At 65.4% G+C, this 21,186-nt stretch carries 18 protein-coding genes and 1 pseudogene; 5 read left to right on the forward strand and 14 right to left on the reverse strand.

Annotation, left to right across the window (positions count from 1 at the left end; genetic code table 11):
- Nucleotides 1–85 precede the first annotated feature (85 nt).
- From ACVCNR_RS15840 to topA, 13 genes and pseudogenes are all read right to left on the reverse strand, one after another.
- Entirely contained in the window at nt 86–1,051 is a 966-nt protein-coding gene (locus ACVCNR_RS15840) for a small ribosomal subunit Rsm22 family protein (protein WP_447075441.1), read from the reverse strand.
- A 2-nt stretch (nt 1,052–1,053) separates the two neighbouring features.
- Complete coding sequence (locus ACVCNR_RS15845; RefSeq protein ID WP_447075442.1) at nt 1,054–1,377, reverse strand: YnfA family protein; 324 nt, start codon at nt 1,375–1,377, stop codon at nt 1,054–1,056.
- A gap of 309 nt (nt 1,378–1,686) precedes the next feature.
- Entirely contained in the window at nt 1,687–2,997 is a 1,311-nt protein-coding gene (locus tag ACVCNR_RS15850) for a cyclopropane fatty acid synthase (RefSeq protein WP_447075443.1), read from the reverse strand.
- 227 nt (nt 2,998–3,224) lie between these two features.
- On the reverse strand, nt 3,225–3,809 hold the full coding sequence (gene rplI, locus ACVCNR_RS15855) for a 50S ribosomal protein L9 (protein WP_354192732.1): 585 nt from the start codon (nt 3,807–3,809) through the stop codon (nt 3,225–3,227).
- Between the two features lie 273 nt (nt 3,810–4,082).
- Nucleotides 4,083–4,331: a 30S ribosomal protein S18 gene (gene rpsR, locus ACVCNR_RS15860; protein WP_035025637.1), complete on the reverse strand. Its 249-nt coding sequence runs from the start codon at nt 4,329–4,331 to the stop codon at nt 4,083–4,085.
- A 3-nt stretch (nt 4,332–4,334) separates the two neighbouring features.
- Entirely contained in the window at nt 4,335–4,787 is a 453-nt protein-coding gene (rpsF, locus tag ACVCNR_RS15865) for a 30S ribosomal protein S6 (protein WP_354192731.1), read from the reverse strand.
- A gap of 278 nt (nt 4,788–5,065) precedes the next feature.
- Nucleotides 5,066–5,302 (reverse strand): hypothetical protein, encoded by a 237-nt coding sequence (locus ACVCNR_RS15870; RefSeq protein WP_447075728.1) that lies wholly within the window; start codon nt 5,300–5,302, stop codon nt 5,066–5,068.
- 244 nt (nt 5,303–5,546) lie between these two features.
- A pseudogene (locus ACVCNR_RS15875) lies at nt 5,547–5,681 on the reverse strand (amino acid transporter); the annotation flags it as partial.
- Nucleotides 5,678–6,859, reverse strand: coding sequence for an MFS transporter (locus tag ACVCNR_RS15880; RefSeq protein WP_354193048.1), 1,182 nt, complete (start codon nt 6,857–6,859; stop codon nt 5,678–5,680). The pseudogene ACVCNR_RS15875 and the gene ACVCNR_RS15880, both read right to left, overlap by 4 nt.
- Before the next feature lie 82 nt (nt 6,860–6,941).
- Nucleotides 6,942–7,682 carry an NUDIX hydrolase gene (locus ACVCNR_RS15885; protein ID WP_447075444.1) on the reverse strand — a complete coding sequence of 247 codons (741 nt, stop codon included), beginning with the start codon at nt 7,680–7,682 and terminating at the stop codon, nt 6,942–6,944.
- A gap of 89 nt (nt 7,683–7,771) precedes the next feature.
- Nucleotides 7,772–8,221 carry a DUF983 domain-containing protein gene (locus tag ACVCNR_RS15890; protein WP_354192727.1) on the reverse strand — a complete coding sequence of 150 codons (450 nt, stop codon included), beginning with the start codon at nt 8,219–8,221 and terminating at the stop codon, nt 7,772–7,774.
- A 1-nt stretch (nt 8,222) separates the two neighbouring features.
- Nucleotides 8,223–10,532, reverse strand: a complete 2,310-nt coding sequence (gene rnr, locus ACVCNR_RS15895) for a ribonuclease R (protein WP_447075715.1) — start codon at nt 10,530–10,532, stop codon at nt 8,223–8,225.
- Nucleotides 10,529–13,165: a type I DNA topoisomerase gene (gene topA, locus ACVCNR_RS15900; RefSeq protein ID WP_447075445.1), complete on the reverse strand. Its 2,637-nt coding sequence runs from the start codon at nt 13,163–13,165 to the stop codon at nt 10,529–10,531. The genes rnr and topA overlap by 4 nt, the downstream gene beginning before the upstream one ends.
- Before the next feature lie 281 nt (nt 13,166–13,446).
- Here topA and ACVCNR_RS15905 point away from each other — a divergent pair, with 281 nt between their 5' ends.
- The 5 genes from ACVCNR_RS15905 (at nt 13,447) to ACVCNR_RS15925 (ending at nt 19,074) form a co-directional block, all read left to right on the forward strand.
- Nucleotides 13,447–13,656, forward strand: a complete 210-nt coding sequence (locus ACVCNR_RS15905) for a hypothetical protein (RefSeq protein ID WP_354192724.1) — start codon at nt 13,447–13,449, stop codon at nt 13,654–13,656.
- A 431-nt stretch (nt 13,657–14,087) separates the two neighbouring features.
- The gene (locus ACVCNR_RS15910) at nt 14,088–14,834 is read left to right on the forward strand and encodes a cytochrome c biogenesis CcdA family protein (protein WP_354192723.1); all 747 of its coding nucleotides are present in this window, start codon (nt 14,088–14,090) and stop codon (nt 14,832–14,834) included.
- A 96-nt stretch (nt 14,835–14,930) separates the two neighbouring features.
- Nucleotides 14,931–16,283, forward strand: coding sequence for a bifunctional UDP-N-acetylglucosamine diphosphorylase/glucosamine-1-phosphate N-acetyltransferase GlmU (gene glmU / locus ACVCNR_RS15915; protein ID WP_447075446.1), 1,353 nt, complete (start codon nt 14,931–14,933; stop codon nt 16,281–16,283).
- A gap of 107 nt (nt 16,284–16,390) precedes the next feature.
- Nucleotides 16,391–18,217 carry a glutamine--fructose-6-phosphate transaminase (isomerizing) gene (gene glmS / locus ACVCNR_RS15920; protein WP_354192720.1) on the forward strand — a complete coding sequence of 609 codons (1,827 nt, stop codon included), beginning with the start codon at nt 16,391–16,393 and terminating at the stop codon, nt 18,215–18,217.
- 110 nt (nt 18,218–18,327) lie between these two features.
- Nucleotides 18,328–19,074 (forward strand): DUF502 domain-containing protein, encoded by a 747-nt coding sequence (locus tag ACVCNR_RS15925; RefSeq protein WP_354192719.1) that lies wholly within the window; start codon nt 18,328–18,330, stop codon nt 19,072–19,074.
- Here ACVCNR_RS15925 and recG read toward each other — a convergent pair.
- A complete protein-coding gene (gene recG / locus ACVCNR_RS15930; protein WP_447075447.1) occupies nt 19,026–21,134 on the reverse strand; it encodes an ATP-dependent DNA helicase RecG in 2,109 nt (702 codons plus the stop codon). The genes ACVCNR_RS15925 and recG overlap by 49 nt on opposite strands.
- Between the last annotated feature and the right edge of the window lie 52 nt (nt 21,135–21,186).

Raw genomic sequence — 21,186 nt, forward strand, 5'->3', positions numbered from 1 at the left:
GTCGATTTCTGGCAGGACCGGGTTGACTCGAAAACGAAGGCCGAACTCTAGCACCAGCCATCGAACATATCAAGAACATCGGCGACTATTGGGACAGCGGATCGCCCCAGCCGGCGCGTTTCGCTTGCTTGAAAACCTCGCCGTCGCGCTTGGTGAACAGCCGCGTGCCGGCGCTGCCATCGGGCCGGCACAGCTTCAGCTCGACCTTGCCGGACCCGGCCCTTGGCGGGGCAAGTACGCGCATGGCGGACTGGGGAACCGGGTGACGCGAAACGGCAAGATAGGCGAATTTCTCGTCCTCCCACGGCACATCGGCGTCCTTGGCGAGACGATGCAGACGCGAGCGGGCGACACGGCGCGAGAAATGGCACCAGTCCGGCTCGACGAGCGGGCAGGGCGCGGCATGGGGGCAGGGCGCCATCACATGCGCGCCGGCTTCGATCAGTCGGGCGCGGCAGGCAAGGATGCGCCGCCAGCCGGCCGGCGTGCCGGGCTCGACGAAGAGGAGCGTATCGGCGGCCAATGCCCATAGTCGATCGACCAGCGCGGAAAGCGCTGCCGGCTCCAGTTCGTCCAGCACATACGCGCAGGTGACGAGATCGGCCGGCGCAAGGCCGGCAAGGTCCCGGGTCGCGTCGCCGTCTTTCCAGTGGCTTGGCAGGGAAAGCTGCGCGGCCAGATGCTGTCCGGCACGGCGCGCCGGCTCGCTGGCTTCCACGAGGGTGGCTTCCGCAAGCTCGGGCCACGCATCGGCCGCCGCCCACAGGACGGTGCCCGGGCCGGCTCCCACGTCGAGCAGGGTTCGGGGCGACCAGTCCGGCCTCGTCTCGGCCAGCGCCTCGAGGCTGGCACGCACGGCCGCATAGGTGGCGGGCAGGCGGGTGGCGAGATAGGCCTTCACCGCAAGCTCTTCGCTCATGTGCAGGCGCCCGTCGCGCACTTCCGCCCGGTAGCGCCCGGAAAGCGTCCGTGCGGCCTGTTTCAGGGCGGAAACAGGCGTCTGCTCCAGCAGCGCATCGACGGCCGTTCGCAGGGGCGGGGGCAGTTGCACCGTCAGGCCCCGCGCGGGCCGAGCAGGATGAGCGAGGCGCCGGCAAGGCAGATGAGCGCGCCCGTGATGTCCCACTTGTCGGGCCGCAGGCCTTCGGCGAGCCACAGCCAGCCCAGCGATGCCGCGATATAGATGCCACCATAGGCCGCATAGGTGCGCCCGGCCGCGGCGCTGTCCACCTGCGCCAGAAGCCAGGCGAACAGGATGAGCGAGACCATGCCCGGCGCCAGCCACAGCACCGATTTGCCGAGCCGCCACCAGGCCCAGAAGGCGAAGCAGCCGGCAATCTCGGCAAGCGCGGCAGCGGCGTAGATCACATAGGCCATATCCGGTTCCTGCTGGCGGGGCGCAGCCTTATTCACCGTCTGCAGGAAGGTTGGCAAGTCCGATCTGCCGATGGCGCAATCTGGAACCGTCGAGAGATTTGCCCATGCTCCGGCATGGATTCCCGACACTCTCCATTCGCTTCGCTCATTGCAAGGCTGGGAATGACGGAAAAGTATAAGCACATCCGTCATTCCCCACCTTGAAGCGACCGCAGGGAGCGCAAAGTGTCGGGAATCCATGCCGTGACCTGTTCACGGGCCCGGAAAGGCCACCGTCCCATGCCAAGAAGCGAACGGTGCGGAGGTGCCTTACGACTTCCCGGTGATCTTCCTGTTGCGTGACGGCGCAGCTTTCTTCTGCGCCGGCTTGTCGGCCGCGATCTCCCTGCCATGCGCCCTTTCGTGCATTTCCAGCGCCTTCTCGCATTTGGAGATGTAGTCGCGGGTGATCGGCAGCGCGTCGTTCTTGCGGGTGAGCTGGATCTGGAAATTCACCAGGTCCTGCCAGCGGAACGAGGCCTCCGAGCCCGACAGGTAGAACTCCCACATGCGGCAGAAGCGCTCGTCATAGATCGCCTTGACCTTGTCGCGGTTGGCGAGGAAGCGCTCGCGCCAGTGCTTGAGCGTCTCGGCATAGTGCAGCCGCAGGATCTCGACATCGGTGATTGCGAGCCCGGATTTCTCGATGGCCGGCATGATCTCCGACAGGGCGGGTATGTAGCCGCCGGGGAAAATATGCTTGCGGATGAAGGCGTTGGTGGTGGTCGGCGGCGCGGTGCGGCCGATCGTGTGCAAAAGCATCACGCCGTCCGGCTTCAGGAGCGTGGCGCATTTGTCGAAGAATGTCTGGTACTGGGTGATGCCGACATGCTCGAACATGCCGACCGACACGATGCGGTCGAAGCGCTCCGACAGGTCGCGATAATCGCGGATCTCGAAATGGACGTGACTGTCGAGCCCTTCGGCCTGCGCGCGCTCGGTGGCCACCTGATGCTGCTCGCTGGAGAGGGTGACGCCGAGCACGTCGGCCTCGAAGGTCTTGGCGATATAGAGGCCAAGGCCGCCCCAGCCGCAGCCGATGTCGAGCACGGTCTGGCCCGGCTTGATGCGCAGCTTGGCGGCGATGTGCCGCTTCTTGGCCAGTTGCGCCTCGTCGAGCGACATGTCCGGCCGTTCGAAATAGGCGCAGGAATACTGCATGTCGTCGTCGAGGAAGAGCTTGTAGAGCTCGCCCGACAGATCGTAGTGATGCTCGACATTCCGCTTCGACCGGCGGTGGGTGTTGAGCTGCTGCAGGGGCCGGAAGGCGAGGCGCGCGGTGTTGAGCAGCTTGCCCCAGTTCGAATCGGTCCAGGTTATGCCGACATTGCGATAGACGAGATAGAGGAAGCTCAGCACGTCGCCTTCGACGAAGTCGAGTTCCTGTTCCATGAAGGCCTCGGGAATCGCCAGCGACGGATGCAATGCGATGGCGCGTTCGGCCCGTCTGGTGTGGATGACGATATGCACCTTGTCGCCGGTGCCGTCGCCAAAGGTTCGTGTCGCGCCGCCCGGACCGGTCACCGTTAGGTTCCCGGTGTGGACGACCTTGTCGATTATCCGTTGCAGCAGAATGTTCATCGCCAGCCTCTTCCTGCGCAATTCCGGATGCCGGGAGGGCGAATCCGGGATTGTCCTTTGCCAAAGAGTTGGACGGCTTCATCGCTTCCGTGGAACGGTGAAACGGTCCAAGACAGCACTGGAGTGCAATCTTGCAAAATTGCGGCCGGTTTGAAAAGTTCTCATCTGGCATAAAAAAACCCGGGCAAGGCCCGGGTTCTTGGTCCAGAAAAGGCTGAGGCCGAGGCTTACGCCTCTTCCTCGCCTTCCTCGATCTCGGCGTTCGGATCGAAGAAATTGTCCGGACGGGCGTTCTCGTTGATGTCCTCGCCATAGATCGCCTCGGCGGTGGTCAGCGTCTCGCCGCGGGCCTGACGCTCGGCCTCGTCGGTCGAACGGGCGATGTTGAGGGTGATGGTGACCTCGACTTCCGGGTGCAGCGCGATGGCGATGTTGGTGAGGCCGATGGTCTTGATCGGGTGGTTCAGCTCGACCTGGTTGCGGGCGACGTTGAAGCCTTCGGCCGCCAGGAAGTCGGCGATGTCGCGGGTCGACACCGAACCGTAGAGCTGGCCGGTCTCGCCGGCGGAGCGCACGACGATGAAGCTGGTGCCGTCGAGCTTCTCGGCGATCGCCTGGGCTTCGGACTTGCGCTCCAGGTTGCGGGCCTCAAGCTGGGCGCGCTGGGCTTCGAACTTCTTCTTGTTGCCCTCGTTGGCGCGCAGGGCCTTGCCCTTCGGCAGGAGGAAATTGCGCGCGAAACCGTCCTTGACCTTGACGGTGTCGCCCATCTGGCCGAGGCGCGCGATGCGTTCGAGAAGGATGACTTCCATGTTCTTGTCCTTTCAGACCCTTGAGCATTTTGCAGCCAAATGGAAACATTTGGCGTCGCATAAATGCGGCAAAAACAAACAGTCGGCCATGGGGCCGATTCGAAAGGGACAGTCAGGAAAGGTCGATGGCGCGGTGCGCCCTGTTCGCTGTCCTGCCTGTCCGAGGCAGTTAGGGGACGACGAGGCGGCCCCAACCCGGGATTTGCATATGGCCTCAACCGTGCCCGTCACGGCTGGGCGGAGCGGACGGCAAGCCGCCCGCTCCGGAAATTTTTAGCGCACCAGATAGGGCAGCAGGCCGAGGAAGCGGGCGCGCTTGATCGCCTTGGCGAGCTCACGCTGCTTCTTCTGGCTGACGGCGGTGATGCGCGAAGGCACGATCTTGCCGCGCTCGGAAATGTAGCGCTGCAGCAGACGCACGTCCTTGTAGTCGATCTTCGGGGCGTTGGCGCCGGAGAACGGGCAGGTCTTGCGGCGGCGATGGAACGGACGCCGGGTCGGGATCTGGTTGATATCGACCATCGATTACTCTCCTTCGCCTTCGCGCGGACGGCGCGGGCCCCGATCACCACGGTCGCGGTCGCCGCCGCGATCGCCACGATCACGGTCGCCGAAGCGCGGACGGTCGCCGAAATTGCCACGCTCGGAGCGCTCCTCGCGCTTCTGCATCATGGCCGACGCGCCTTCCTCGTGCTGCTCGACCTTGATGGTCATGAAGCGCAGGATGTCTTCCGACAGGCCCATCTGGCGCTCCAGCTCGTTGAGAGCCGCGGGCGGGCAGGTGAGGTCCATCAGCGTGTAGTAAGCCTTCCGGTTCTTCTTGATCCGGTAGGTGAGGGACTTCAGTCCCCAGTTCTCGACCCGGCCAACCGAGCCGCCGCCTTCGGAGATGATGCCCTTGAAACGTTCAACGAGCTCATCGACCTGCTGCTGCGACAAATCCTGCCGGGCAAGAAACACATGTTCGTAAAGAGCCATTGTCTTGCCTTTCTTCGTTTCTCTCCCGGTTCCCGACGGCTAGAGCCTCTGCAACTTCTCTTGACCCGGAAACGGGGAAGAAAGGAGCATGGACGAGACGGTCGAGAGCGGAGACACGGGAGGCAGAAGCACTTCAGGCTTCCTGTCGAAGGCTTGCAAAAAGCCCACGGCCCTCCGTTCAGCCCCCAATCGGGACCGGCAGATTGGGGGCGTCTATATAGGAAAACGGCCGGAACGCAACCCCCGACGGCCATCATTGGGGGCGCTGCCTTCTCCATTCAGCACGACAGGGCTCCGGCCCAAGGATGGCCGGGATGAACGAGGTCGAGGCATTGCTTCAGCCATATCCGCTCGGAAGTCTCCATCCGGGGCAGGGCGCTTGCAAAGTCTGCCTCGTCCTTCGCCCGCATATGCTTTGCCTTGAACAACAGGACGACTTCCGGCTTCAGATAGTGCAGGCCGTCCGTCGTGGTCGCAACGACGTCCCCGGCGGGGACGGCGGATGCGCTCGTCACGCCTGTACACCCATAGTTCAGCGTCGCCCGTCTCGAGCATCATGTCGGCGCGCCAGCAGCGTTCGACGGCGTCCAGACACCATATCTGGAAGATCTGCGGCGGTGGTTGCTGATGTGGCGGCAGGTGCTCGACCATTCCGCTCCCGGCCGTGCAGAACTGCAAGGGAGAGAGGGCGTCGCGAAAGATATTCACGTCGCCGCGCAGGATGGAGAACTCGATATCGTCGTGATCGCGCGTTTGCCGGCCATGCCACAGGTCGAGCGCCCAACCGCCGACGATGCACCAGGGTTCCTGCACATCTTGCAGATGCCGGCCGAGTTCAAATGGATGCCATGGCCGCGATGCGTCGTCAGCCGGCAGTGTGGAGGTCTTCGTCACCTGCGTGATCGCAGCAGCATGCGCCCGATGGCGAGCGTCATGTAGGCGCCGAAGAACAGGGCCAGCGACCAGCCGAAACCGGGCGGGCCGAACAGGTCCATGCCGATGCCGATGGCCTGGGGGCCGAGCACCATGCCGATGCCGTAGCACAGCACGAAGGCGGCATTGGCCGAGGCCAGCTCATGGCCGGACAGTTGCGAGCCGAGATGGGCAAGGCCGACGGTGTAGAGGGCCGCCACCACGCCGCCCCACAGGAACAGGAGGCCGGCCATCAGGTGCCAGTTCTGGGCGAACAGCGGCATGAAGGCGGTGCCGACGAGGCCGACGCTGGCGCACAGCAGCAGCAGGTAGCGGCGGTCCGAAACCTTGTCGCTGATCATGCCGATCGGAATCTGCATGAGCACGTTGCCGAGGCCGATCATGGTGAGCAGCAGGGCGGCGTCGGCTTCCGAATAGCCGATGCGGTTGCCGTAGACCGGAAACAGCGCGAAGCCGCCCGTCTCCACCGCGCCGAACACCAGAACCGCCGCGGTTGCCGTCGGCACCAGCCAGATGTAGCGCAGGAAGCCGGTTTTCGTTTCTCCGTCGACATGGATCGGCGGGCTTTCGCGGCGCGCGGCGATGATCGGGATGGCCGCGAGCGCGACCAGGGCAACGGTGGTGCCGAATGGCAGAAAGCCGCCGCTTCCAAGCTTGGAGAACAGCCAGGGGCCGGCCGCGAACCCGAGCGACAGCACGGTGGCGTAGATGCCCAGAACCAGGCCCCGCCGATGCGGCGGCGCCGAGGTGCTGATCCAGAACTCCGAAAGGATGAACAACACCGTCAGCGACAGATGCAGCAGGGCGCGCAACGGAAACCACATCCAGAAGAACGGCGCGAAGTAGAAGCCGACAAAGGCCAGGGCCCCGATCGCGATCATGGCGAGCATCGTCAATGCCACGCCGAAGCGGGTGGCGAGCGGCGTGGCCAGCGGCGCGGCGACGATGGAAGCGATGCCGGCGATGGCCGTGTTGAGGCCGATCATCGACGCGGAATGGCCCCGGGTTTCCAGGATTATGGAAAGCAGCGGCATGCCGAGCCCGATGGCGATGCCGACGACGCTGATCGCCGCGATTGCCGCGATCATCGGCAGCCATTGCACGTGCCCGTCGTCGCGGGCCTCCGCCTCTGCGGTCATCGTGCGGTTGTCCGGCATGACGTGAATGTCCGGCGGATGGTCGACGGAAGGAAACGGTTGAGTGGCAACGCAGTAGGTCCGGTCAGAGGAGATCGCGCACGAAGCGGTGGTTGAGCATGCGATAGAAGGGCACGGGCCCGCCGGGATGCAGCCCCGGATCGTCGGCCAGACGCTTCTGCACCTCCCCCAAAATGGTGCGCGTGATGGTCGGCACATCGGCGTGCCGGGCTTCTTCGAGCGGCAGCCAGACCAGTTCCTCCAGTTCGTTGGTCGGCCCGCCCTGCGGCAGTTCCACGGCGACGTCGTCGCGCCACGCGGCCAGGAAGCGGGTGTCGAAGCGCCGCACCCGGCCGGGCGGCGTAATGGCGCGGGCCACGAAGCGCAGGCCCCGGAGCGAGGGCATGACGCCGTTTTCGGCAAAGCCCTGCCAATCCGGCCTCGAGGTGGCGAAGGCGCCCCTGTTGCCGATCAGCAGGCCGGCTTCCTCATAAGTCTCGCGGATCGCCGACAGCGCGATGGCCCGGGCACGGGTCGGCGTCGCGCGGCTGGCTCGCAAGGTGAGCTTGGCCTCTTCCTCGGGCAGCAGGCCGTCGGCCACCGGGATGCGGCCGTCGCTGGGGTCGGTACGGCCGCCGGGAAAGACGAATTTCCCCGGCATGAACACGTGGCTGGAATGACGCCGGCCCATAAGGACCCGGAATTCGTCGCCCTGCCGATCGAGCAGAAGAAGTGTCGCCGCGTCGCGGGGGCGCAGCGGCGGCGCCTTCGTTTCCATCTCGGCGCCTTCGACCTTGTCGACTTCTGCTTTGGTCATCCCTTGCATGGCAACCGACCTAGCCGAAAGCCGCGCATGACGGAAGGGCCGTTTTCGGATTTGGCATTGCGCCACCGGCGGTTCCGGCGATGCTTGAGCTACAGCTCCGGATGGGGTTCGAAATGGTCGGGTTCGCCGCCGAAACCGTGCATGTAGAGCGCCCATTGCAGCCCGATCACCGCGCCCTTGATCGGCTGGAGCATGATGAGGGCCAGAATGAGGGTCAGGGGGACCCAGACGGCGAAGTGGAGCCACATCGGCCACACATAGCGCATTTCCACCGCCATGAAGCCGGCGATGACGATATGGCCCACCACCACGATGTCGAGATAGGCGGGCAGATCGTCGGCGCGGTGATGGTTCAGTTTCTCGCCGCAGACGGAGCAGGCATCGACGGATTTCACATAGGCACGGAACAGCTTGCCCTCGCCACAGTTCGGGCAGCGCCCAAGCAGGCCGCGCTTGATCGCCTCGCCCAGGGGCCGGGCGGGCCGGCGCGCCTGCTGCTCGCCGCCGAATACGTGTTGCTCGGTGGTGCCTGTGGTCATGTCATCGTCTCCTGCCACGCGGGCCTGGTCGATTCTTCAAGGCGCGGTTGCGGCCTTTCGCCTTGTGATACGACCGCGTGGAACCGGGCAGGGGTTTGGGCTCGCTCAGCATTTCGAAGCGCATGGCACCGGCCATCGGGGCCACTTCGACGAGACGGACCTCGACGCTGTCCGCGAGCTGGTAGCCTTTCCCGCTTCGTTCTCCAAACAGCGATCGTGCCGTTTCGTCATATATATAGTAATCGCCACCCAAGGATGACACCGGGATGAAACCATCTGCGCCATATTGCGGCAATTGGACAAAAAGTCCCGCCTTCACCACACCGGATATGCGGGCCTGGAAACTGTCGCCGATATGTTCCGCCAGATGCGCGGCAATCAGCCGGTCCACGGTTTCGCGTTCCGCCGCCATGGCACGACGCTCGGCGGTGGAGATGAGCGCCGCCGTTTCGGCCAGCCGCGACTCCTCGTCGCGGGTCAGGCCGCCCGCGCCCAGCCCGAGCGCCGCGATCAGCGCGCGGTGCACGGTAAGGTCGGCATAGCGCCGGATCGGCGAGGTGAAATGCGCATAGCGTTTCAGGTTGAGGCCGAAATGGCCGATGTTGTCCGGCCCGTACTCGGCCTGGCTCTGGGTACGCAGAACCACTTCGTTGACGAGCGCTTCGCTGTCGGTGTCGCGCACCTGCGCCAATATGCCGTTGAATTGCGAGGGCCGCATCTGCGCGCCGCGCGCCAGCGACAGGCCGATGCTGTGCAGGAATTCGCGCAGCGCCTCCTGCTTGGCGAGCGTCGGGCCGTCATGGAGCCGGTAGATCAGCGGCTGTTTCCTGCCTTCCAGCGTCTCGGCCGCGGCCACATTGGCCTGGATCATGAACTCCTCGATCAGCTTGTGGGCGTCGAGGCGATCCGGCACGATGACGCGGTCGACGGTGCCGTCCTGCTTGAGCAGGATCTTGCGTTCCGGCAGGTCGAGCTCGAGCGGCTGGCGCGAGTCGCGGCCGCGCTTCAGCACGGCATAGGCTTGCCACAGCGGCTTCAATACCGTGTCGAGCAGCGGCGCGGTCTTCTCGTCCGGCATGCCGTCGATGGCTGCCTGGGCTTGCGGATAGGCGAGCTTCGCCGCCGATTTCATCATCACCCGGTGGAAGGCGTGGCGGATCTTGCGGCCCTCGGCCGAAAACGTCATGCGCACCGCCATGGCCGGCCGGTCCTCGCCTTCGCGCAGCGAGCACAGATCGTTGGAGATGCGCTCGGGAAGCATCGGCACCACCCGGTCGGGGAAATAGACTGAATTGCCGCGTTTCAGCGCCTCGCGGTCGAGCGCCGTGCCCGGCCGCACATAGGAAGCGACGTCGGCGATGGCGACCGTGACGATCATGCCGCCGGGATTCTTCTCGTCCGTATCCGGTTCGGCATAGACGGCGTCGTCATGGTCCTTGGCGTCGGCCGGATCGATGGTGATCAGCGGCAGGTCGCGCCAGTCTTCACGCCCTTCCAGGGTGACCGGCTTGAGCGCCTGCGTCTCGGCCAGCACCTCGGGCGGGAAGATGTGGGGGATGTCGTGGGCGTGGATGGCGATCATGGAGATCGCCTTCTCATTGAGCGGCGAGCCGAGAACCGCGATCACCTTGGCCTTGGGCAGGCCGTAGCGCGGCGTGCGCGACGGCTCGACCTCGACCAGGTCGCCATTGTTGGCGCCGTTGCGGAATTCCTTGTCGACGATCAGTTCCGGCTGGCGCCGCTCGACCGGCTCGATGCGGAAGGTGCCGTCGGAGAGCGTGCGGAAGATGCCGAGCACCGCCTGCGAGCGCTTCTCGAATATCTTGATCACGCGAGCCGTATAGGCCGGACCCTCGTCATTGCCGGTGGCGAAGGTCTTGGCCAACACACGGTCGCCGATGCCGGGCACAGGGCCGCCGCGCGGCGCGCGGATGACCACGGTCGGCGGCGTGCCGTTGTCGTCCTGTTCGGCCGGACGGGCCAGCAGCCCGCCATCGTCGTCACGGCCGAATATGTCGAGAACGGCGATGGTCGGCAGGTTGCCGGGGCGCTGCAATCTCTTGCGCTTCTTTTCCAGCAGGCCCTCGTCCTGCAGGTCGCGCAGGATGTCCTTCAGCCAGGCGCGATCCTCGCCGCGCAGCGCAAAGGCTCTGGCGATCTCGCGCTTGCCGGAGCGATCCGGGTTTTCGGCGATGTAGCGCAGGATTTCGTCGCGCGAGGGCCGATACTGGTCTTTCGCCCCGCGCCTCGTATCGCCAGCGCGGGGATCGCCGTGGTGCCGTCCGGAGAATCCCGCGCGCCAAGGGCCTATTCCTTCTTTGCGGCGGTTTTCTTCGCCGGGGTTTTCTTCGTGCCAGCGGTTTTCTTTGCCGTGGTGGTTTTCTTCGCCGCCGCCTTGCGAGCCGGCTTCTTGGCGCCGCCGCCCTTCGCTTCCCGTTCGGCGATCAGGGCCAGCGCCTCTTCCATCGTGACCGACTGGGGATCCTTGCCCTTGGGCAGGGTGGCGTTGACCTTGCCGAAATTGACATAGGGCCCGTAGCGCCCGTCGCGCACCGTGACCTTGCCGCCGCCGTCTGGATGATCGCCCAGTTCCTTGAGCGCGGCCGGCGTGCCGCCGCCCCGTGCGCCACGGCCCTTGGACTGTTTTTCCGCCAGCACCGTCACGGCGCGGTTGAGGCCGATGGAGAACACGTCCTCGATGGATTCCACATTGGCATAGGTGCCGTCATGCAGCACGAACGGCCCGTAGCGGCCGAGCCCGGCGGAGATCATCTTGCCCGTTTCGGGATGCTTGCCGACATCGCGGGGCAGCGCCAGCAGCGCCAGCGCCTTTTTGTGGTCGACGGACGCCGCCGACCAGCCCTTCGGCAGGCTGGAGCGCTTGGCCTCCTTGCCGTCGCCGCGCTGCACATAAGGGCCGAAGCGCCCGGTGCGCAGGGTGATTTCCTCTTCCGTATACGGGTCCTTGCCCAGCACCCTGGTGCCGTTCTCGAGGCCGCCGGCGTCCGCCTCGCCATTGCCGTTCTCGCCGAGCTGGCGCGTATAGCCGCATTCGGGATAGTTCGAGCAGCCGACGAAGGCGCCGTATTTGCCCAGCTTGAGCGACAACTGGCCGCTGCCGCATTTGGGGCAGGCACGCGGATCGGAACCGTCCTCGCGGGCCGGGAACACCAGCGGTGCCAGTTCCTCGTTCAGCGCATCGAGCACGTCGGAAACGCGCAACTCCTTGATGTCGTCGACCGAGGCGGAAAAATCCTTCCAGAAGTCACGCAGCACATCCTTCCAGGCGAGCTTGCCGTCTGAAATCTCGTCCAGCTTCTCTTCCAGCGAGGCGGTGAAGTCGTATTCGACATATTTCTCGAAGAAGCTTTCGAGGAAGGCCGTCACCAGCCGGCCCTTGGCCTGCGGGATCAGCCGGCGCTTGTCGATGGCGACATATTCGCGGTCTTCCAGCGTCTTCAGCGTCGCCGCATAGGTCGAGGGACGGCCGATGCCGAGTTCTTCCAGCTTCTTGATCAGCGAGGCTTCCGAATAGCGCGGCGGCGGCTCGGTCGTGTGCTGCGTGGCCTGGATGGCTTCGCGCGCAAGCTGCTCGCCCTCGCGGATTTCGGGCAGGCGGCGGTTGTCCTCGTCCTCGGAGTCTTCCTCCTTCTGGTCCGTATAGGCGGCGATGAAGCCGTCGAAGCGGATGACGGAACCCACCGCGCGCAGGCCGGCCGTCCTTGCCCCGTTCACTGCCTCGATCTCCACCGTGGTGCGCTCGATCTCGGCGGCGTTCATCTGGCTGGCGATGGCGCGCTTCCAGACCAGCTCGTAGAGACGTGCCTGGTCCGCATCCAGATATTGCCGCACCGAGGCCGGCGTGCGGAAGAAGTCGGTCGGGCGGATCGCCTCGTGGGCTTCCTGCGCGTTCTTGGCCTTGGTGGTGTAGTAGCGCGGCTTCTCCGGCAGGTACTTGTCGCCGAATTCCTTGCCGATGGCGGCGCGGGCGGCCGAGATCGCTTCCGGCGCCATCTGCACGCCGTCGGTTCGCATATAGGTGATGAGGCCGGCCGTCTCGCCGCCTATGTCCATGCCCTCATAGAGGCGCTGGGCGACCTGCATGGTGCGGTTGGCCGAGAAGCCGAGCCGCGACGAGGCCGCCTGCTGCAAGGTCGAGGTGGTGAAGGGGGGAGCCGGATTGCGCCTGGTCGGCTTGGCTTCCACCGAAAGCGCGCGGAAGCTCGCCCCTTCCAGCATCGCCTTGATGCCGTCGGCCTGTTCCTTGTTCTTGATGTCGAGCTTCTGGAGCTTCTTGCCCTCATAGGCGGTCAGCCGCGCTTCGAAGCTGTCCTTGCGCGGGGTGCCGAGGACGGCGGCGATGTTCCAGTATTCCTCGCGCACGAAGCGCTCGATCTCGGCCTCGCGGTCGCAGACGAGGCGCAACGCCACCGACTGCACGCGGCCTGCCGAGCGGGCGCCCGGCAGCTTGCGCCACAAGACCGGCGAGAGCGTGAAGCCGACCAGATAGTCGAGCGCGCGGCGCGCCAGATAGGCGTCGACCAGCGGTGCGTCGATCTGGCGCGGATTGGCCATCGCGTCCAGCACCGATTGCTTGGTGATGGCGTTGAAGACGACGCGGCTGACCGGCTTGTCCTTCAGCGCCCGCTTGGCGCGCAGAACCTCCAGCACGTGCCAGGAAATGGCTTCGCCCTCGCGATCCGGGTCGGTTGCGAGGATCAGCCCGTCGGCGTCCTTCACGGCGTTGGCGATGTCGGCGAGGCGCTTGGCGGAAGCGCCGTCGACCGACCACGACATGGCGAAGTCCTCGTCGGGACGCACCGAGCCGTCCTTGGCCGGCAGGTCGCGGACATGGCCGAACGAGGCCAGAACCTTGTAGTTGCGCCCCAGGTATTTGTTGATTGTCTTCGCCTTGGCAGGCGATTCGACGACGACGACGTCCATATTTACCGTGTATGCTGGGTCTGCGGCGGGAGAGGTGTTTCTCGGCCGCGACGAAAAATCTTCAGGTACCGTCAAATGGCCGTGCTTTCGCGCCGGGTCAAGAGGCAGCGCGAACAGGCGGCCTCGGCTTCATGCAACCTAGAGATGATTGAAAATCAATGTTGCACTTTATAATAGAGTTGGCTTAGAATGGTTCTCGGCAACCTGGCAGGATTTTCGATGAATCCGCAGGCAAGCGAGCGCTGTGGATTTACTCGCTCGCTGGGGGAGGATGAATGTCGATGCGCCATACATACAACAAGCGTCGAACCGAAACCCTTGATTATCTTCAGTCCATGCTCGGCCAGTTGCGCGCCATGGCGGAGGCGGAGCGGTGCGACATGCTCACCTACCTCATCGAAATGGCCTATGTGGAGGTCAGCGACATAATTCGCGGTGATCGCCCGGCAACCTCGCATCAGCCCAAGCACAAGGATCTCCGGCACGGCTGACTGGCCCCCTTATCGCGGGGTGACGCGGCGAGGTCGCTGGAATCGCAAGCCGGCCCTCTCGAAGGGCCTTAAGGCAAATCGATCCTGAATTCGGAATCGGCCGAAACGAAGTCCGGAAGGATAGCGTCGTTCAGGTTCGGGCTGAATCGCCCCTCATCCCCCTGTCGGGACCTTCTTCCCGTGAACGGGGAGAAGGAATATGGCCGCAACGCCGATGTTCTCCCTCTCCCCGCTTGCGGGGAGAGGTTAAGGGTGAGCGGCTATTCCGGCATAACCTGAAATGCTCTAGGCCTGCGAAATCGGGTCGCACCCTTCTTTGTCCGTGCGTGTGTAGACTGTCCCCGGCCGGCCAAGGCGGCCAGCCACGAAATGGTGATTGGTGGGCCTGCCCCTTGGGGGCTATAGGCGCGGCACCGGACAGGGAAGCAGGCATGGCACTGGACATCGGATATGTAAGCGCGGTCGGGGCAGGGGCACTGTCGTTCCTGTCGCCCTGCGTGCTGCCGCTGGTGCCGCCTTATCTCTGCTACATGGCAGGCGTGTCGGTCGACGATTTTCGCGGCGAGGCCGCTGCCACCGCCAAGACTGGCGCGCGGGCGCCTCTGGTGGCGGCGTCGCTTGCCTTCGTGCTGGGCTTCTCCACCGTGTTCGTGGCGCTCGGCGCGGGCGCTTCCACCATCGGCCGCCTGCTCCGGGTCTGGCAGGAGCCGCTGGCCTTCGCCGCCGGCATCCTCATCATCATCATGGGCCTGAACTTCCTCGGCCTGATCCGCATCCCGCTCTTGTCGCGCGAGGCGCGCTTCCAGAGCCAGGGCAAGCCGGCCAGCGCAGTCGCCGCATACGTCATGGGGCTGGCCTTCGCCTTCGGCTGGACGCCATGCATCGGCCCGGTGCTGGGGCCGATCCTCACCCTTGCCGGCGGGCGCGAGACCGTGGGCGAGGGGGCTCTGCTTCTGGGGGCCTATTCGCTCGGCCTCGGCATTCCGTTCCTGATCGCGGCGCTGTTTTCGGGCGCCTTCATGCGCTTTCTCGGCCGTTTCCGGGTGCATCTCGGCCGGGTGGAAAAGGTGATCGGAGGGCTGCTCGTCATCGCCGGCGTCTTCTTCCTCACCGGCGGCGTCCAGACCGTGGCGTTCTGGCTGCTGGAGACGTTCCCGGTCCTCGGGCGACTGGGATAATTCCTGCCCATACCTGAATTTAACCGCATTGGTTCAGCAAGAGGGCGGTGCTACATAGCCTCGTCCTTTGCAACCCAGCATGTGGTTATATCCTTGATGAGCCAGCGAACCTGTCTTTCGATCATCCTTGCTGCCGGCGAAGGCACGCGGATGAAAAGCGCCCTGCCCAAAGTGCTCCACAAAATTGCCGGCCTGCCGCTGGTGGCCCATGTCGCGCGCGCCGCCCAGGGAGCCGGCGCCGGCGATCTGGCGCTGGTGGTCGGCCATGGCGGCGAAAAGCTGCGCGCCGCCGCCGAGGGCTTTGCGCCGGAGGCCGAAATCTTTGAACAGAAGGAACGCCTCGGCACCGCCCATGCGGTGCTGGTCGCGCGCCCGGCCATCGAGCGCGGCCATGACGACGTGCTCGTCATGTTCGGCGACACCCCTTTGATCGATGCCGATGCGCTGACCATGGCCCGCATCCGGCTGGCGGAAGGGGCTGCGGTCGTCGTGCTCGGCTTCCGCACCGACAATCCCGCCGGCTATGGCCGCCTCATCGAAAGGGACGGCCGGCTGGTCGCCATTCGCGAGGACAAGGATGCCAGCGAGGAGGAGCGCCGCATCACCTTCTGCAACAGCGGCCTGATGGCGATCGCCGGTGCCCATGCGCTGGAACTGCTGGAGGCCGTCGGCAACGCCAATGCCAAGGGCGAATACTACCTTACCGACATCGTCGAGATTGCCGGCAGGAAGGGGCTCGATGTCGTTGCCACCGAGGCGAGCTTCGAGAACGCGCTGGGCATCAACAACCGCGCCGAACTGGCCGAAGCCGAGGCCATCTGGCAGAAGCGCCGCCGCCGCGATTTCATGATGGCCGGCGTGACGCTGATTGCGCCCGACACCGTGTTCTTCTCCCATGACACCTTGATCGAGGCCGATGCGCTGGTCGAGCCCAACGTCTGGTTCGGGCCGGGCGTCCATGTGGCTTCCGGCGCGACCATCCGCGCCTTCAGCCATCTGGAAGGCGCGAAAGTGGCTTGCGGTGCGGAGGTCGGCCCCTTCGCCCGGCTGCGGCCGGGCACGGACCTCAAGGAGAAGGCCAAGGTCGGCAATTTCTGCGAGGTGAAGAAGGCGGTGGTGGAGAAGGGCGCCAAGGTCAATCACCTGACCTATATCGGCGACGCTCATATCGGCGCCGGAGCCAATATCGGTGCCGGCACCATCACCTGCAACTATGACGGCTACTCGAAATTCCTCACCGAAATCGGCGAGGGCGCCTTCATCGGGTCCAACTCGGCGCTGGTCGCGCCGATCTCCATCGGCAACGGCGCCTATGTCGCCTCCGGCTCGGTCATCACCGAAAACGTGCCGGACGATGCGCTGGCCTTCGGCCGGGCTCGCCAGAAGACGCTGCCGGAAAGGGCACGCGCGCTGCGGGCATTGCGGGCCGACGCCGCCGGCAAGAAGTAGGGGTTGACCGACGGCGTGCTACGCGGCGAAACGCAATTTGATTTTCGGTTTGCGGTCGCTCTATCTAGGCAGCGGCTGGGATCGTCCAGGACAAGGGTAAGGCAGGCATGTGTGGAATCGTGGCAATCGTGGGCCGGACGCCGGTCGCGCCGCTCATCGTCGACGCGCTGAAGCGGCTGGAGTATCGCGGCTATGATTCGGCCGGCGTCGCCACCATCGAGGATGGCAAGCTGGCCCGTCGCCGTGCCGAGGGCAAGCTGGTCAACCTGGAAAGCCGCCTGAAGCACGAGCCGCTGTCGGGCACCATCGGCATCGGCCACACCCGCTGGGCCACCCATGGCGTGCCGAACGAAACCAACGCCCATCCGCATTTCTCCGGCGGCGTGGCCGTGGTCCACAACGGCATCATCGAGAATTTCGCCGAGCTGCGCGACGAACTTGCCGCCGACGGCTATGAATTCACCTCCCAGACCGACACCGAAGTGGTCGCCCATCTGGTCGCGCGCGAACTGGCGCGTGGCGCCGCGCCCATCGAGGCCGCCCATGCCGCGCTGAAGCGCCTGCAGGGCGCCTTTGCGCTGGCCGTCATGTTCAAGGATGAGGAGGGCCTGATCGTCGGCGCCCGCAACGGCCCGCCGCTGGCCGTCGGCCATGGCGAGGGCGAGATGTTCCTCGGCTCCGACGCCATTGCGCTGGCCCCCTTCACCAACTCCATCACCTATCTGGAGGACGGCGACTGGGCCGTGGTGCGCCATGGCGGCGTGTCGATCTTCGACATCGACGGCAATGCGGTCGAGCGTCGCCGCCAGCAGTCGCTCGGCACCTCCTATCTGGTCGACAAGGGCAACCACCGCCACTTCATGGAGAAGGAGATCCATGAGCAGCCGGAGGTCATTTCGCACACGCTCGCCCACTATCTCGACTTCGCCGGCGGCGCGACCAAGAAGCTCGACATGCCGTTCGATTTCGCCGCCATCGACCGCCTCGCCATCTCGGCTTGCGGCACGGCCTATCTTGCCGGCCTGATCGGTAAATACTGGTTCGAGCGCTATGCCCGCCTGCCGGTGGACATCGATATCGCTTCCGAATTCCGCTATCGCGAGATGCCGCTGTCGCCGCGCGACGCCGCGCTGTTCATCTCGCAGTCGGGCGAGACGGCCGACACGCTGGCTTCGCTGCGCTATTGCCGCAAAGCCGGCATGACCATCGGCGCGGTCGTCAATGTGCGCGAATCGACCATTGCCCGCGAGTCGGACGTGGTGCTGCCGACACTGGCGGGCCCGGAAATCGGCGTCGCCTCCACCAAGGCCTTCACCTGCCAGCTTTCGGTTCTGGCGTCGCTGGCCGTGCGTGCCGCCTCGGCGCGCGGCACGGTTTCCGCCGAGGAGGAGAAGGCGCTGGTGCGTGCCCTTTCGGAAACGCCGCGCTACACCAACCAGGTTCTTCAGAAGGTGGAACGCCAGATCGAGAAGCTGGCGCGCGAGCTGTCGCACTACAAGCACGTGCTCTATCTCGGCCGCGACACCAACTATCCGCTGGCCATGGAAGGGGCGCTGAAGCTCAAGGAAATCTCCTACATCCACGCCGAAGGCTATGCGGCGGGCGAGCTGAAGCACGGCCCGATCGCGCTGATCGACGAGACCATGCCGGTGATCGTCATCGCCCCGCACGACCGCATCTTCGAAAAGACCGTCTCCAACATGCAGGAAGTGGCAGCGCGCGGCGGCAGGATCATCCTGATCACCGACGAGAAGGGCGCGGCCAACGCCACGGTCGAGACGATGGACACCATCATCCTGCCGGACGTGCCGGAAATCATCTCGCCCATCGTCTACGCGCTGCCGATCCAGCTTCTGGCCTACTACACGGCGGTGTTCATGGGCACCGACGTCGACCAGCCGCGCAACTTGGCCAAGTCGGTGACGGTGGAGTAGGCCTTCCGGTTCTAAGGCGCGCCATGGCAGCGGCGGTGCAAGCCGGCAACTTCGGTGTTCCAAAGCGCCGGCCACTCGCTTAATGTTGCGGCGCAACGAAGCGGGCGAGCATGTCGGACATCATCAAGACCTCGGCAATGACACGGCTCAGGAACTATTTCCTGACCGGATTCATCGTCTGCGCGCCGCTGGCGATCACCGCCTACCTGACATGGTCGTTCGTGGGCTGGGTCGATTCCTGGGTGAAGCCCTATATTCCGATCCGCTACAGCCCCGACACCTATCTGCCCTTCGCGGTTCCGGGATTCGGCCTCATCGTGGCGCTGGTGCTCATCACGCTGATCGGCTTCCTCACGGCCAATATCGTCGGTCGGGCCATCGTCAATTTCAGCGAGCGCCTGCTCGGCCGCATGCCGCTGGTGCGGGGCATCTACCGCTCGCTCAAGCAGATCTTCGAGACCGTGCTGTCCAACAAGGGCGACATGTTCAAGCAGGTCGGCATGGTCGAGTATCCGCGCAAGGACGTGTGGTCGCTGGTCTTCCTCGCGGGCGAGAAGGAGACCGAGATCAACCAGAAGCTGGACCGGGGCGGCGACCCGCTGATCGGCGTCTTCATGCCCTGCACGCCCAACCCGACCACCGGCTTCCTGATGTATGTGCGCAAGTCCGAGATCGTCCTGCTCGACATGAGCATCGAGGAGGGCGCGCGCCTCATCGTCTCGGCCGGCCTCGTGGCGCCCAAGGTGAAGCACAGGCGCGGCCCGGATGCGGAGGCCGTCACCATTTCCAACCCGAAACTGGAAGAGCTTCAGCCGGCGCGCAGCAAGCGCACGGCCTCGTCCTTGCCGAACAAGTAGAGCAGGAGCCGCAGCGCCTCGCCGCGAGCGCCTTGCAGGTCCGGATCGGTGGCCAGTATCAGCCTTGCGTCGTCACGCGCGGCTTCCAGCAGGTCGGCATGGGTGTCGATGCGGGCAATCTGGAAGCCCGGCGTGCCGGACTGGCGGGTGCCGAGCAGTTCGCCCTCGCCGCGCAGTTTCAAATCCTCCTCGGCGATCAGGAAGCCGTCCTCCGTCTCGCGCATCACCGAAAGCCTGCGCTTGGCCGTCTCGCCCAGCGGGTCCTTGTAGAGCAGCACGCAGGAGGAGGGCTTGGAGCCGCGCCCCACCCGCCCGCGCAACTGATGAAGCTGGGCAAGGCCGAAGCGCTCGGCATGCTCGATGACGATGATGGTGGCATCCGGCACGTCGACGCCCACCTCGATCACCGTGGTGGCGATCAGAACCCGCGTCTCGCCGTCCTTGAAGGCGCGCATGGCCTCGTCCTTTTCGGCGCCCTTCATGCGGCCGTGGACGAGGCCGATCCGGTCGCCGAACACGGGCTGCAGCGAAGCGAAACGGTCTTCCGCCGACATCAGCTTGACCTCTTCGGATTCCTCGACCAGCGGGCAGATCCAGTACACTTTCTGGCCTTCCGCCACCGCGTCGCGAATGCGCCCGACCAGTTCCGGCAAGCGTTCCAGCGGCAGGGTCACGGTGCGGATCGGCTGGCGGCCGGCCGGTTTTTCGGTGAGCCGCGAAACGTCCATGTCGCCGAAGGCGGTCAGCACCAGCGTGCGGGGAATGGGGGTTGCGGTCATCACCAGCATGTCGGGCGCGTCGCCCTTGGCGGTCATCGCCAGCCGCTGGTGCACGCCGAAGCGGTGCTGCTCGTCGACCACCGCCAGCACGAGGTTGCGGAAGGCCACGCTCTCCTGAAACAGCGCGTGCGTGCCGATGACGATATGGATCGACCCGTCGGCAAGCCCTTCCAATACCTCCCTGCGTTCGCGCCCCTTTTCGCGGCCAGTGAGCACCGCGGCCTTGAGCCCCACGCGTGCGGCCAGCGGTGCGATGGTGGCAAAATGCTGGCGGGCAAGGATTTCGGTCGGCGCCATCAGCGCCGCCTGTCCGCCGGCTTCGACCGCCCGCGCCATGGCAAGCAGCGCCACCACCGTCTTGCCCGAGCCCACGTCGCCTTGCAGGAGGCGCAGCATGCGCTCCGGTTCGGCGAGGTCGGCATGGATTTCGGCGAGCGCCGTTTCCTGCGAGCCGGTCAGCGCATAGGGAAGGGCGGCGCGCAACGCTTCGACAAGCCGGCCGTCACCCGTCAGTGGCCGGCCGGACAGCCGGCGCACACGAGCCCGCACCAGCGCCAGCGAAACCTGCCCGGCAAGGAACTCGTCATAGGCGAGCCGGCGCCATGCGGCGCTGTCCGGCGCTGCGTCCATCGGCGTTTCGGGGTTGTGGATGCGCTCCAGCGCGGCGTTGAATGCGGGGAAGGACTGGCGGCGCATGAAGGCGGCGTCCTGCCATTCCGGTAGTTCCGGCACGCGCGCCAGCGTCTGCCCGATGGCGCGGCGCAGCACCTTGCCCGACAGGCCGGCGGTGAGCGGATAGACCGGCTCTACCAGTGGCAGGTTTGCCGCCTCCTCGGCCAGCGCGATATGATCCGGATGCACCATCGAGGGCCGGCCGTTGAACCACTCCATGCGGCCGGAGACGACCACCTGCGCGCCTTCGGGAAGCTGCTTTTCCAGATAGGCGGCGTGGGCGTGGAAAAAGGTCAGCGTGATGTCGTCGGTGTCGTCATGGGCGAAGATGCGATAGGGCACCGAACGGTTGCCGCGCGGCGGGGGCTGGTGACGGTCGATGGTCAGGTCGAGCGTGACGATGGCGCCGGGAGCCGCATTGGCGATGCCCGGCCGGCTGCGCCGGTCGATCACGGAATTCGGCAGCACGAACAGGAGATCGGCGGCGCGCGCCTCGCGGTCGCCGAGATCGACCGGCAGCACGCGCTCGATCAGCGCCGCCACCTTGGGGCCGACGCCGGCCAGCGAGGTTATGGGCGCGAACAGCGGATCGAGCAGGGAAGGACGCATCGCCGGAGATTAGAAACTCCGCGCCGCGTTGCAAGGCTGACACCGCCCTCTA

It is taken from the genome of Aquamicrobium terrae (genome assembly GCF_052978165.1).